This is a genomic window from Agrococcus sp. Ld7, from assembly GCF_045064095.1.
In the GTDB taxonomy this organism is placed as follows: Bacteria; Actinomycetota; Actinomycetes; order Actinomycetales; family Microbacteriaceae; genus Agrococcus.
The window spans coordinates 226,896-240,436 of sequence record NZ_JBISGY010000027.1; the positions used below are offsets into that span (position 1 = coordinate 226,896).

Below are 13,541 nucleotides of genomic sequence, written 5' to 3' on the forward strand. Positions count from 1 at the left end.
GGAACGCAGCACGAGCGCTCGCCGCACCCCTCATAGACTGCACGGCATGGACCTCGCCGTCATCGCCAGCATCGCGGCCGCGCTCGCGGCTGCGGTGCACGGCTACATCTTCGTCCTCGAGGCGCTGCGGTGGGAGGCGCCCGGCACGAGGCGGATCTTCGGCACCACTTCCGAGCAGGCGGCGCAGTCCAAGCAGCTCGCCGGCAATCAGGGGGTCTACAACCTGCTGCTCGCCGTCGCCGCGATCGCGGGCGTGCTCGCGATCCTCGCCGGAGCGCGGCTCGCCGGTATCGCGGTGCTGCTGACTGCGACCGGCATCATGCTCACTGCCGCGCTCTATCTGGTCGTCTCCGACCGCACGAAGGCTCGTGCAGCCGTTGTGCAGGGGCTCTTCCCCGCGATCGCGGTGGTCACTGGCCTCATCGCGCTCGGTCAGGTGGTCTGATGGGGCACCGCCTGCGCTGTGCGGCGCGCCTGGCTCTCGGCGGCGCGCTGATGTTCGCCGGGATCAGCCACCTGACGTTCGCGCGCGAGGACTTCCGTGCGCAGGTGCCGCACATCGTCGTCGAGCTCGCGCCGCTCGACGAGGACGGCGTGGTGCTGGTCTCCGGCGTGGTGGAGGTGGTGCTGGGCAGCGCCATCGCGTTCGCGCCGCGCCGCATCCGGCCGCTGGTCGGCTCGGCCGCTGCCGCGTTCTTCGCGACGGTCTTCCCGGGCAACGTCGCGCAGTGGATCAATCACCGCGACGCCTTCGGTCTCGACACCGACGAGCGGCGTTTCGGCCGCCTGTTCTTCCAGCCCGTGCTCATGGCCTGGGCGCTCTGGTCGACGCGCGACCGGCGCAGCTGACGCGACCGGCTGTCGGCCGGGTCACGGTGCTCACGGGTCGAGCGAGCCGTCGGGGGCTCGGCTCGAGCCCCGGCACCCTCCGCGCGGCGGTCACTGACGTCGGGGGAGCGGAATGATCCCGAAGAGCTTGCGCTTCGCGCCGCCAGGTCGGCGCCGAGCGCCGTCGTTGCGCTCTCTCGCGTCGTCGGCCTCTCGTTCGTCGTCGGCGCGGCGTTCGTCGCTCTCGCGCTCGTCGTCCTGCCGAGCTGCTTCTGCGGCGTGCAGCGCGCGCAGCGCTCGTCCGTCCGCCTCGAGATCATCGCGCGCCGCAGCCATCTTCTCCACCTTCTTCGTGCCGCGCGGGGGCAACTGGATCATCGACTCTGCGGCGATGCCCGCCTGCAGCTGCCGCGCGCGCTCGACCTCGGCGTCCACCTCGGCACCCAGCAACAGCACGATGTTGAAGATCCACAGGGCGAACAGCAGCGCCATGACGCCGCCGATCGCGCCGTATGCGCTGTAGCCCGACGACACCGCGAAGTAGATCGAGAGCGCTACGGATGCGAGCGCGATGCCGACGATCGCGACGATCGAGCCGATGCTCACCCACGTGAACTTCGGCTGCTGCAGGTTCGGCGCGAGGTAGTAGAGGAGCGCGATCATCAGGATGACCAGCGCGAGCATCACGGGCCACTTGACCCATGCCCAGATCGGCAGGAAGGTCTGCGTCATGAACGCGAGCACGCTCCCGAGCCCGAGCGGTTCGGCGAGCGGGCCGAGCACGCCGGTGACGAGGGCCTCGTTCAGCGCGATCGAGACCAGGATGAGCACGACGCCGACCAGCAGCGCCACGGTGATGAGGAGCATCGTCGCGGTCTGCTTGATGAAGCCGCGGCCCTCCTCGATGCCGTAGACGATGTTCATGCACCGGGAGAAGGCCTTCACGTACGCGGATGCCGACCAGACCGCCGTCGCGACGCCGATGATGAGCGCGATCACGCCGCCGGTCGCGGAGTCGGTCATCGTCTGCACCAGGTTGCTGACGATCGGCTGCGCGTCCTCGGGGACGAGCTGCACGATGTCGTCGAGGAGCGACGTCACCGTCTGCGCATTGTTCGCCAGCACGAGCGTGATGATCGAGAACACCGCGAGCAGGGCCGGCGCGAGCGAGAGCACCATGTAGTAGGTGAGCGTCGCTGCCAGATCCGTGGCGTGGTCGCTGCTGAACTCCTTCAGCGCCCGCTTGAACGCGTACTTCCAGCTCGCGCCTTCGAGCTTGGGCGGATCGTCCGGCTTCGCGTCGTGATCCGGAGCCGGCGCGTTCGCGGCGTCGAGGGTGGCGTCAATGGGGTCTCTGCTCGACACGAAGTTGCCTCTCGCCCTGTGAACGGTGGTGGGGCAGAACTGTACCCCAGCGCACTCCCACGTCCCTGGGCGCCAGCGCCCGCCGGTGCGCTGACCGGCTAGTAGGAGTCGGTCTGTGTGCCGGTGCGCCGCAGCCGCGCCACCGCCGCCTCCGAGCCTCGCGCCATAAGCGTCACGTCGGCGGAGACGAACACGAAGGATGCGCCTCGCGCGATGCAGCGGTCGGCGTCCGCCTCAGCGAACGTGTTCACGCCCACGGGCTTCCCGGCCGCGAGCACCGTGTCGATCACGGCATCCACCGCCTCTACGACCGCCCGCTCGGATGCGCGCCCGGGGTAGCCCATCGAGCCAGCCAGGTCGGCCGGCCCGACGAACACCGCGTCGACGCCGTCGACGGCTGCGATCTCGGCGGCGTTCGCCGCCGCATCCGCCGTCTCGATCTGCACGGTCACCGACACGTGCCGATCGGCATCCTGCACATAGCCGCCGATGCGGCCCCAGCGCGACGACCGCGCGAGCGCAGAGCCGATGCCGCGCACGCCCTCTCGCGAACCAGCGACCCCGGGGTAGCGGGCGGCGCGAACCGCAGCCCGCGCATCGTCGGCGCTCGAGACCATCGGCACCAGCACGTTCTGCGCGCCCAGGTCGAGCACCTGCTTGATGGTCACCGGATCGTTCCACGGCACCCGCACGATGGTCGTGACCGGGTAGCCGGCGGCGGCCTGCAGGATCGGCAGCATCTCCGAGATCGAGATGGGGCCGTGCTCGCCGTCGACGAGCAGCAGGTCGGCGCCGGAGCCCGCCATGATCTCGGCCGCCACGGCGCTGCCGGATGCGTTCCAGAGGCCGACGAGCGGCGCGTCAGCGGCGGCGAGGGCGTCGCGGAAGGTGCTCACCGGAACGCCACCTCGACCGTGCCCATGTCCTGGTACTCGGCCCGCACCACGTCGCCCGGCTGCACCCAGACGGGCCGGGTGAACGACCCGGCGAGGATGAGCTCGCCCGCCTCCAGGCGGTCGCCGTGCTGCGCGAGCTTGCCCGCCAGCCAGGCGACGCCGAGCGCCGGATGCCCGAGCACGCCACCGGAGACGCCGGTCTCGATGATCTCGTCGTTCACCTTGCAGAGCGCGCCGATCCACGACAGGTTGCGGTCGCGCGGCCCGATCTCGTGATCGCCGACGACGACCGCGCCGAGCGCCGCGTTGTCGCTGATCGTGTCGACGATCGTGCGGCCGTCAAGCTCGATGTGCGAATCCAGGATCTCGAGCGCCGGCACCACAGCCTCGGTGGCGTCGAGCACCTGGTCGACCGTGAGGCCCTCGCCCTCCAGCGGCGCGTTCAGCACGAACGCCAGCTCGACCTCGACGCGCACGTTCGACCACTGGGCGTGCTCGACCGACTCGCCCGACCGGTAGGTCTGGTCGGCGAAGATGACCCCGTAGTCGGGCTCCGTGATGCCGGTGGCGAACTGCATCGCCTTGCTGGTGAGGCCGATCTTGCGCCCCACGAGCCGCGCGCCGCCCTGCTCCCGGCGCGTGCGCCAGATGCGCTGCACCGCGTAGGAGTCCTCGATCGTGGCCTCCGGGAAGCGCGTCGAGATCTTCTCGATCATGCCGCGCGAGCGAGTGGCCTCCGCGAGCTCGTCAGCCAGCTGCCGCACCGTGACGTCGTCGAGGCCGCGGCCGGGGCCGGCGGGCTCGACCGGAGCAGGTCCGGCGCTCAAACCTGGTTGCCCATCTTGAAGCCGATCTCCTCGGCCGGCTCGCCCTTCAGCGCGTCGCCGGGGGCGCGGGTGTAGGAGAAGCCGTCGGCGCCGACCGTCACGGCCATCTCGCTCGCGTCGGTGCGCTCGATGACGGGCTGCGGGTTGCCGTCGAGATCGAGCACGAGCGAGGCCTCGGTGTACCAGGAGGGCACGACCGGGTTGCCCCACCAGTCGCGCCGCTGGTTGTCGTGCACATCCCAGGTGACCGTCGGGTTGTCGGGGTCGCCGGTGTAGTAGTCCTGCGTGTAGATCTCGACGCGGTGGCCGTCCGGATCGAGGATGTAGAGGTAGAACGCGTTCGAGACGCCGTGACGGCCGGGGCCTCGCTCGATGCGGTCCGAGATGCGCAGAGCGCCCATCTTGTCGCAGATCTGGATGATGTTGTGCTTCTCGTGCGTCGAGAACGCGATGTGGTGCATGCGCGGCCCGTCGCCACCGGTGAGCGCCGTGTCGTGCACGGTCTGCTTGCGGTGCATCCAGGCGGCGTAGGTCACGCCCTGGTCGTCCTGGATATCCTCCGAGACGCGGAAGCCGAGATCCTCCAGGTAGGCGCGACCGCGCGGCACGTCGGGGGTGACCTGGTTGAAGTGGTCGAGGCGCACGAGCTCGCCCGCCGAGTAGAGGTCGTAGCGCTGCGTGAGCCGCTCGACGTGCTCGGTGGCGTAGAAGAACTCGTAGGGGAAGCCCAGCGGATCCTCGACCCGCACGCTGTCGCCGAAGCCCTTCTGGAAGCCGTCGGCACGCCGCTCGGTGCGGCAGCCGAGCTCCCGGTAGTAGGCCTCGGCGGCGTCGACGTCCTCGGGCGTCCGCACGCGGTAGGCGAAGGCGGCGACAGCGGCGACCGGGCCCTTGCGCAGCACAATGTTGTGGTGGATGAATTCCTCGAACGACCGCAGGTAGATCGCCTCGTCGTCCTCCTCCGTCACGTGCAGGCCGAGCAGGTCGACGTAGAACTTCCGGCTCGCCTCGAGGTCGGTGACCACGAGGTCCATGGCCGCGCAGCGCACGATGTCGGGTGCGGGCACCGAGGGCGTTGGGATCTTCTCGCTCATGATTGCTTCTCCTTCGAAGTCTGTCGGTTCAGGTGCTGGCACGGCTCAGGCGGATGCGCCGAAGCGCACGGTGTGGACGTCGCCGAGCGTGATGTGCACGGCCTGCTGGTCGCTGTAGAAATCGAGCGAGCGGTAGCCGCCCTCGTGTCCGAGACCCGATGCCTTCACGCCGCCGAACGGGCTGCGCAGGTCGCGCACGTTGTGGCTGTTGAGCCACACCATGCCGGCCTCCACGTTCTGCGAGAACAGGTGGGCGCGTCGGAGGTCGTTGGTCCAGATGTAGGCGGCGAGGCCGTAGCGCGTGTTGTTCGCGAGCTCGAGCGCCTCCTCGTCGGAGTCGAACGGCGTGATCGAGACGACCGGGCCGAAGATCTCCTCCTGGAAGATGCGAGCGTCAGGAGCGACATCCGCGAACACCGTGGGGGAGACGAAGTTCCCCTCCGGGAACGCATCGGGGCGGCCGCCGCCGGCGAGCAGACGACCCTCCTGCTTGCCGATCTCGACGTACGACATGACCTTGTCGAAGTGCTCCGGGTGCACGAGCGCGCCCACCTCGGTCGCAGGGTCGTGCGGGTCGCCGACCACGATGTTCTTCGCGCGCTCGGCGTAGCGCTCGAGGAACTCCTCGTAGATCGAGCGCTCGACCAGGATGCGGCTGCCGGCCGTGCAGCGCTCGCCGTTCAGCGAGAACACGCCGAACAGGGTCGAGTCGATCGCGGCGTCGAGGTCCGCATCGGCGAAGACCACGGCGGGGCTCTTGCCGCCGAGCTCCATCGAGAGTGCCTTCAGATGGGGCGCTGCGTTGCCGAAGATGAGCTTGCCCGTGCTCGACTCGCCGGTGAACGAGATGAGCGGCACGTCGGGGTGCTTGACGAGCGCGTCGCCGGCGGTCTCGCCGAAGCCGTTGACGAGGTTGAAGACGCCACGGGGCAGCTCGGCCTCCTCGAAGATCCCCGCCCACAGCGACGCCGAGAGCGGCGTGAACTCGGCAGGCTTCAGCACCACGGTGCAGCCGGAGGCGAGCGCGGGGCCGAGCTTCCAGGACTCGAGCATGAACGGCGTGTTCCACGGCGTGATGAGCCCAGCGACGCCCTTGGGCTTGCGGTTGACGTAGTTCACCTGGCTGCCGGGCACCTTGTACGCGTCGTCGCGCCCCGCGACGATCAGGTCGGCGAAGAAGCGGAAGTTCTCGGCGGCGCGCTGCGCCTGGCCGCGCGCCTGCGTGATGGGCAGGCCCGAGTCCCATGACTCGAATTGCGCGAGCTCCTGGTCGCGCGACTCCACGATGTCGGCGATGCGGCTGAGGATGCGGGCGCGCTCGCGGTTCTTCATGCGGGGCCACGGGCCCTCCTCGAACGCGCGCGTTGCGGCGGCGACGGCGAGGTCGATGTCGGCCTGCTTGCCGGAGGCCGCGATCGTGTAGTCCTCGTTCGTGACCGGGTTCAGCACGCCGAAGGTCTCGCCGTCGACCGAGGGAACGCGCTCGCCGTCGATGTAGTGGGGGATCAGGTCGGGGATGCCTGCGGGCTGGTTCGCCATGATGGCTCCTTCTCGGTCGGGTCGGTCTGTGGGGAGGGTTCGGGGATCCGCGGCCGAGGCCGCGTCGCTCATTCGGATGGCGCGGTCGGGCGGTGGAAGTAGGCGTCGGGCGTCGCGAGCCGGTGGTGGCGCACGGCGAGCTCGATGCTGCGCGGGTCGGCGCCGTCCTCGATGAGGGCGAGGATGGCCTCGTGCTCGTCGACCGACGGCAGGGCACGGCCGGGCACGAACGAGAACGTGGACTGGCGCAGTCGCGCAAGGCGCCGCCAGCAGGTGTCGATGACGTCGGCGAGCACGGCGTTGGGAGCGACGTCGCTGAGCCGCCGGTGGAACGCCTCGTTCAGCGCCGTGAACTGCACGGGGTCGAACGCCGTGAGCGAGTGCCGCATCTGCTCGTTGATCGCGCGCGCTTCGTCGACGTCGGCCTTGGAGTAGAGGCCCGCGGCCAGGGAGATGGCGGCGCCCTCGACGAACGAGAGCGTCTCCATGGTGTCGTGGTACTCGAGCTCGTCGATCTCGGCCACGCGCGCGCCGATGTTCCGCTCGAAGGTCACGAGACCCTCTGCCTCGAGGCGGCGGATCGCTTCCCGTACGGGGACGACGCTCATCTCGAGCTCGCGACCGAGCGCATCGAGCACCAGTCGGTACCCCGGGGAGTAGGTGCCGCTCACGATGCGATCGTGCAGCAGCGTGTAGGCTCGCTGCGACTTCGACGGAGCGATCGCTCCGCCGGCCTCGGTCAGTGCAGCCGCCTTCGCCGATCTCGTCCTCATTGGCCGTCCGCCTCCGACAGGGTCGCCTCGTACTTCGCGCGCCACTCGGCGTTCATGGGGAAGAGGCCTTCGATGCGCTCACCGGCGTCCATCTGCTGAGCGATGAACTCCTCGGCGCGCTCGGCCGCGATGCACTCGGCGACCAGCTCGCGCGCGATGGCGGGCGGGATGACGAGCAGGCCGTCGCCGTCGCTGACGATCACGTCACCGGGCTGCACGGTCGTGCCGCCGCACGCGATCGTCTCGTCGTAGCTCCACGGCACGTGCAGGCGGCCGAGCACGGCGGGGTGCCCGCCGCCGTGGTAGGTCGGCACACCGATCTCGGTGACGACGTCGAGGTCGCGCACGGCGCCGTCGGTGATGATGCCCGCAGCGCCGAGGTGTCGGGCGCGCAGCGCCAGGATGTCGCCGAAGGTGCCAGCGCGATTGTCGCCGCGAGCCTCCATGACGACCACGTCGCCCGGGTGCAGGTCATCGAAGAGCCGCTTCTGCGCGTTGTAGCCGCCGCCGTGGGTCTCGAACAGATCCTCGCGGTTCGGCACGTAGCGCAACGTGCGGGCGGTGCCGATGATGCGCGTGCCGGGCTGCGTCGGCCGCAGGCCGTCGATGGAGACGTTGTTGAGGCCGCGCTTGCGCAGCGCCGAGGAGAGGGTCGCGAGGGCGACGCTCGCGAGCTGCGCGCGCAGCTCGTCGTCGAGCACCGGGGCAGCCGCGTCCTGGAACTCGGCGACAGGACGACCGGACGCATCGGCCCACTGCTCCGGCGTCGGCTTCGGCTGGGCGGAGTACGGCGGGAGCTGCTGCTCGCCCACGCGCACCGTGGAGGCGAGGCGGCCGGTCGAGACCTGCTGGCCATCCACCGTCGTCGCCGACACCTCGACCTCGACCCGCTGGCCGGGGGCGAAGGTGGAGGCGTTCGCGGGCGTGCCGGTGAGGATGACGTCGCCGGGCTCGAGGGTGACGAGCTGCGACAGGTCGCTGACGATCTGCGCGAGCGAGAAGATGAGCGTCGCGGTCGAGTCGGCCTGCACGAGCTCGCCGTCGAGCCAGGTGCGCACCTCGATCGCGTTCGGGTCGAGCTGCGTTGCGTCCAGCAGCGTCGGGCCGATCGGCGTGAAGCCGTCGCCGCCCTTGGAGCGGATGTTCGAGCCCTTGTCGACCCAGCGCAGGTCGAACACGCCCAGATCGTTGGATGCGGTGACGTGCGCGACGTGCCCCCACGCATCCGCCTCGCTCACGGCGCGGGCTGCGGATCCGATCACGATCGCGATCTCGCCCTCGAAGCCGAAGATCTCCGTGCCCGCCGGCGCGACCATCTCGCCGCCGGTGGAGAGGGAGGTGGCTGGCTTCAGGAAGTAGCCGGGCGCCTCAGGCGTGCGGCCCTTCTGGGCTGCGCGCGCCGCGTAGCCGATGTGCATCGCGAAGATCTTCGACGGCCGCGTGCCGAGCAGCTGCCAGGCGTCGACTGCGGTCTGGGGGGCGCCCTGTTGGGGCTGCGACGATGCATCCATGCGGGCATCGTATACGATTCCGAATCTGGTCTGCAAGAGGCTGACGATGCGGATCTCGCCCCACGCGGCGCTCCGGGCGACACGCCCCCTTGACGGTCGTGGATGAAATCGTATATGTTCCTGCCAGTCCATGGCGCAGGCCGCACCCCGCTACTGACGAAGGAGTCAGCGTGTCCCACAGCCCCACGCACACGAGCACGAGCGAGCGCAACAGGGTGCTCGCCGCTGTCGTCGTCGGCACCACCATCGAGTGGTACGACTTCTTCATCTACGCCTTCATGGCGAACCTGGTCTTCGCGCAGCTCTTCTTCGAGCCGGCCGGGGAGGGCCTCGGCCAGATCATCTCGCTGGTCACCATCGGCATCTCGTTCCTGTTCCGGCCTCTCGGCGCGTTCCTCGCCGGTCACTTCGGCGACCGGCTCGGCCGTCGTCCGATGCTCGTGATCACCCTGCTGCTCATGGGCGCCGCGACCACGCTCGTCGGTGCGCTGCCCACGTATGAGCAGATCGGCATCCTGGCGCCGATCCTCCTCATGCTGCTGCGCATCCTGCAGGGGCTCTCCGCCGGCGGCGAGTGGGGCGGCGCCGTGCTGATGGCGATCGAGCACTCCCCGACGCACCGCCGCGGTCTGTTCGGCTCCTTCGTGCAGTCGGGTGTGCCGCTCGGCATGCTGATCGCGACCGGTGTGCTGGCGGGCGTTCGTGCCATCTTCGAGGGCGACTCGTTCCTCGAGTGGGGCTGGCGCATCCCGTTCTTCGTCTCGATCATCCTCGTGGTCGTCGGCTACATCGTGCGTCGCGCGGTCGAGGAGTCGCCCGTCTTCCTGGAGATCAAGGAGACAGCGCAGCAGGAGTCCGCTCCCATCAAGCAGGTGTTCACGAAGTACGGCACGATCGTGCTGCTGTGCGCGATGGTCTTCATGGGCAACAACGCGGTCGGCTACATGACCACCGGTGGCTACATCCAGGGCCTCGCCTCGCGCCCGACCGACGCGGGCGGGTACGGCTTCGACCCGGTCGGCGTGCAGCTGGCGAACCTGGCGGGCGCTGTGTCGTGGCTGGTGTTCACCTTCATCGCCGGCTGGCTCTCGGACCGCATCGGTCGCAAGCCGCTCTACCTGATCGGCTGGGTGACCCTCGCCGTGGGCGTGGTGCCGCTGTTCACGCTCACCGCGCAGGGCGTCGGGGGCGTGGCGATCGCCACCACGATCCTGGGCGTGGGCCTCGGCCTCACCTACGGCGCGCAGGCTGCCTGGTACGCCGAGTCGTTCCCGGCCTCGGTGCGGTTCTCGGGCGTCTCGATCGCCTACGCGATCGGTGCGGTGTTCGGTGGCGCGTTCGCGCCCACCATCGCGCAGGCGCTGCTGCAGGCCACCGGTTCCACCTGGTCGATCGTCGTCTACCTGCTCGGCATGGTCGTGCTCGCGGTCGTCGGCACGCTGCTGCTGCGCGACCGCTCGCAGATCCCGCTCACGATCGAGTTCGAGCACGGCGGCAACTGGGAGGACTGGAAGAAGGGCGACGGCGACCCCGCCGGTGTCGCCTCCGGCGCTGCGCGCGACAGCCGCTGAACCGCCGCGAGGAGGGGATCCGCTTCGGCGGGTCCCCTCCTCTCGCTGTGGCTTCGACCCCGAACCGTGCGGTGCACGCATCGGCAAGACGGTCGCCGTGATTCGCTAGCCCCTCCCATCGCGCCTCTGTGAGCATGGCGAGAGTCGATCGACGGCGATCGGCAGAGGGAGGGATCATGGCGGACGTACTCGTCGTGGGTGCAGGGTCGGCAGGATCGGTCGTCGTTCGTCGTCTGCTCGATGCTGGCGCGAGCGTGACGCTGCTCGAAGCGGGAGGCGACGACCGGAAGCCCACCGTCGATGATCTGGGCCGGTTGGGTGAGCTGTGGCTGAGCCCCGACGACTGGGGCTACTTCACCACGCCGCAGGAGCACGCGCACGGGCGCAGGATTCACTGGCCGCGCGGCAAGGTGCTCGGCGGCTCGCACTCCCTCAACGCATCGATCTTCGTCCGTGGCGCCCACGGCGACTACGACCGCTGGGAGCGCGAAGGCGCAACGGGATGGAGCTGGGATGACGTCGCGCCCGTGTTCCGCCGCATGGAGTCCTTCTCCGGTGGCGCGAGCGAGCTGCGCGGTGGCGACGGCCCGCTCGACGTCACCGACCGGTACGCGCGGAACCCCGTCTTCGAGTCGATCCATGACGCCTTCGTCGCGGCCGGCGTTCCCGCGAACCCCGACTACAACGGGGAAGCCATCGAGGGCGTCAGCTGGATGCAGCTCACGACGCGCGACGATGTGCGGCTGTCGTCGTGGCGGGCATACATGGGCCCGGTGCAGGAGCACCCCGCGCTGACGATCCGCACGGGGGTGTGGGTGCACCGGCTCCTCATCGAGGGCGGTCGAGTCGTCGGCGTCGAGCTCGAGTCGGACGGCGCGCTCGAGCAGGTGCGCGCCGACGAGGTCGTCCTGTGCGCGGGGGCGCTCGACACGCCCCGCATCCTGCTCCATTCCGGGATCGGCCCAGCCGCGCACCTGCGCGACGTCGACGTGCGCGTTGCACATGATCTGCCCGGCGTCGGCGAGAACCTGCACGATCATCTGCTCGTGCCGTTCGTCTACGAGACCACGGCAAAGCCCATCCCCACCCGCGCCGACTACGAGCCCGTGGCGATGGTGCACTCCTTCACGCGGTTCCGCGACGGGATCGATGTGCCCGACACGCAGCCGATCTGCTTCTCCGTTCCGATGGCGCCGCCCGGAGACGACGTCACCGGCACGTGCTTCACGCTCCAGGCGGGGCTCGTGCGGCCAGAGTCACGCGGCACGGTCAGGCTCGCGTCGAACGACCCGCATGCGCTCGCGCTCATGGATCCGCAGATCCTGGAGCGCCCAGAGGACGTCGCGAGCCTGCGCGCCTCGATGCAGCAGATCCTCGAGGTCGGCGCTCAGTCCGAGCTCGCAGACGAGTGGGGCGCGCGGCTCGTGCTGCCGACGGGCCGGCTCGACGACGCGGCGCTCGATGCGCACATGCGCGAGTGGGTCACGACCTACCACCACCAGGTGGGCACCTGCCGCATGGGCACCGACCCCGGCGCGGTCGTCGACCCCGAGACCTTCGCCGTCCACGGCCTCGAGGGCCTCAGGATCGCGGACGCCTCGATCATGCCGAGCGTACCGAGCGGCAACACCAACGCGCCGACGATCATGATCGGCGAGCGCGCAGCCGGCGTGCTCACGAACCACCGATGAGCCAACACCGAGAAGGAGCGACCATGGAGACCTACGAGAGCCTGCTGGCAGCGATCAGCGCACAGGAGGGGACGCCCGTCATCGACCCGGCGACGGGCGAGGTCTTCGCCCACGCGCCGCGATCCAGCGTCGACGACCTGGAGCGCGCGATCGAGGCCGCCAGCGCGGCGCAGCCGGCGTGGGCGGCGAAGACCGATGCACAGCGCTGCGAGGCGCTCGCGGCCGCAGCCGACGAGGTGGAGGCGAACGGCGAGGCGCTCGCGCAGCTCATCGCCCGCGAGCAGGGGAAGCCGCTCAGCGGACCCGGCGCGCGCTTCGAGGTCGGCGCCGTCGTGGGATGGCTCCGCGCGACGATCGCGACCGTGCTCGAGCCCGAGGTGGTCGTCGACGACGGTGACACCAAGGCCACGATCTACTACCGCCCGATCGGACTGGTCGGCGCGATCGGGCCCTGGAACTGGCCCGCGATGATCGGCACCTGGCAGTTCGCCCCCGCACTGCGGATGGGCAACGGCGTGGTGATGAAGCCCAGCGAGTACACGCCGCTGAGCGTGCTCGCCACGGCGCACCTGGTCAATCGGCACCTGCCGGCGGGCCTGTTCACGGTGCTCGCGGGTGACGGGGAGCTGGGCGAGGCGATCAGCAGCCACCCGGCCTTCGGGAAGGTCACCTTCACGGGCTCGGCGAAGACCGGGGCGTCGATCATGCGCGCATCGGCCGACAACCTCACGCGCCTCACGCTCGAGCTGGGGGGCAACGACCCGGGCATCGTGCTGCCGGATGTCGACGCGAAGGCGATCGCGGAGGGCCTCTTCTGGGGCGCCTTCATCAACACCGGGCAGACCTGCGCGGCGCTCAAGCGGCTCTACGTGCACGAGGACGTCTACGACGACGTGGTGCGCGAGCTCGTCAGCGTCGCGGGCGCCATGCCCATGGGCGCGGGCTCCGACGAGCAGAACCTGCTCGGACCGCTCACGACCGAGCAGCAGTTCGATGTCGTCGACCGGCTGGTGGAGGATGCGAAGTCGCGCGGCGGCAACGTGCTGCTCGGCGGCGAGCCAGACCGGGATGCACCGGGCTGGTTCTATCCCGCGACGCTGGTGGACGGCCTCGACGACGACGCGGCCCTCGTGGTCGAGGAGCAGTTCGGCCCGGCACTGCCGATCCTCAAGTACAGCGACATCGACGACGCGATCGCGCGCGCGAACCGCGGTGAGGCCGGTCTCGGCGCGAGCGTCTGGTCCGCCGACCCGGCGGCCGCACGCGAGGTCGCTGCGCGCATCGAGGCGGGCTCGGTGTGGATCAACTCGCACGGCACCATCCACCCGATGGCACCCTTCGGCGGCGTCAAGGGCTCCGGCTACGGCCTGGAGTTCGGCGTCGAGGGGCTGAAGGCGATGGGTGTGCCGCAGGTCATCCACGGCTGATCCTTGCGACGAGGAAGGG

General features: G+C 70.0%; 12 protein-coding genes. 5 read left to right on the plus strand and 7 right to left on the minus strand.

The annotated features are described in order from the left end of the window. Positions 1-46: 46 nt before the first annotated feature. Entirely contained in the window at positions 47-445 is a 399-nt protein-coding gene (locus ACJJVL_RS07245) for a DUF1304 domain-containing protein (RefSeq protein WP_405217786.1), read from the plus strand. After that, positions 445-849 carry a hypothetical protein gene (locus ACJJVL_RS07250; RefSeq protein WP_405217788.1) on the plus strand — a complete coding sequence of 135 codons (405 nt, stop codon included), beginning with the start codon at positions 445-447 and terminating at the stop codon, positions 847-849. Before ACJJVL_RS07245 ends, ACJJVL_RS07250 begins: the two co-directional genes overlap by 1 nt. Before the next feature lie 90 nt (positions 850-939). Here the strand turns inward: ACJJVL_RS07250 and ACJJVL_RS07255 are convergent, their stop codons facing one another. The 7 genes from ACJJVL_RS07255 to ACJJVL_RS07285 form a co-directional block, all read right to left on the minus strand. Next, positions 940-2,193: a YhjD/YihY/BrkB family envelope integrity protein gene (locus ACJJVL_RS07255; RefSeq protein ID WP_405217790.1), complete on the minus strand. Its 1,254-nt coding sequence runs from the start codon at positions 2,191-2,193 to the stop codon at positions 940-942. A 98-nt stretch (positions 2,194-2,291) separates the two neighbouring features. Beyond that, positions 2,292-3,089 carry an aldolase/citrate lyase family protein gene (locus ACJJVL_RS07260; RefSeq protein WP_405217792.1) on the minus strand — a complete coding sequence of 266 codons (798 nt, stop codon included), beginning with the start codon at positions 3,087-3,089 and terminating at the stop codon, positions 2,292-2,294. After that, on the minus strand, positions 3,086-3,916 hold the full coding sequence (locus tag ACJJVL_RS07265) for a 2-keto-4-pentenoate hydratase (RefSeq protein ID WP_405217794.1): 831 nt from the start codon (positions 3,914-3,916) through the stop codon (positions 3,086-3,088). The genes ACJJVL_RS07260 and ACJJVL_RS07265 overlap by 4 nt, the downstream gene beginning before the upstream one ends. Continuing rightward, positions 3,913-5,010: a 3,4-dihydroxyphenylacetate 2,3-dioxygenase gene (hpaD, locus tag ACJJVL_RS07270; protein WP_405217796.1), complete on the minus strand. Its 1,098-nt coding sequence runs from the start codon at positions 5,008-5,010 to the stop codon at positions 3,913-3,915. Before hpaD ends, ACJJVL_RS07265 begins: the two co-directional genes overlap by 4 nt. 45 nt (positions 5,011-5,055) lie before the next feature. Further along, positions 5,056-6,549 carry a 5-carboxymethyl-2-hydroxymuconate semialdehyde dehydrogenase gene (hpaE, locus tag ACJJVL_RS07275; protein WP_405217798.1) on the minus strand — a complete coding sequence of 498 codons (1,494 nt, stop codon included), beginning with the start codon at positions 6,547-6,549 and terminating at the stop codon, positions 5,056-5,058. Between the two features lie 68 nt (positions 6,550-6,617). Further along, positions 6,618-7,322, minus strand: coding sequence for a GntR family transcriptional regulator (locus tag ACJJVL_RS07280; protein ID WP_405217799.1), 705 nt, complete (start codon positions 7,320-7,322; stop codon positions 6,618-6,620). Beyond that, a complete protein-coding gene (locus tag ACJJVL_RS07285; RefSeq protein ID WP_405217801.1) occupies positions 7,319-8,833 on the minus strand; it encodes a fumarylacetoacetate hydrolase family protein in 1,515 nt (504 codons plus the stop codon). The genes ACJJVL_RS07280 and ACJJVL_RS07285 overlap by 4 nt, the downstream gene beginning before the upstream one ends. Before the next feature lie 170 nt (positions 8,834-9,003). Between ACJJVL_RS07285 and ACJJVL_RS07290 the strand changes: the two genes are divergently transcribed. The 3 genes from ACJJVL_RS07290 (at position 9,004) to ACJJVL_RS07300 (ending at position 13,522) form a co-directional block, all read left to right on the plus strand. Continuing rightward, positions 9,004-10,404, plus strand: coding sequence for an MFS transporter (locus ACJJVL_RS07290; protein WP_405217802.1), 1,401 nt, complete (start codon positions 9,004-9,006; stop codon positions 10,402-10,404). Positions 10,405-10,580: 176 nt separating this feature from the next. Then, positions 10,581-12,095 (plus strand): GMC family oxidoreductase, encoded by a 1,515-nt coding sequence (locus ACJJVL_RS07295; protein ID WP_405217803.1) that lies wholly within the window; start codon positions 10,581-10,583, stop codon positions 12,093-12,095. A 23-nt stretch (positions 12,096-12,118) separates the two neighbouring features. Beyond that, entirely contained in the window at positions 12,119-13,522 is a 1,404-nt protein-coding gene (locus tag ACJJVL_RS07300) for an aldehyde dehydrogenase family protein (RefSeq protein ID WP_405217804.1), read from the plus strand. The last annotated feature ends 19 nt before the right edge of the window (positions 13,523-13,541 follow it).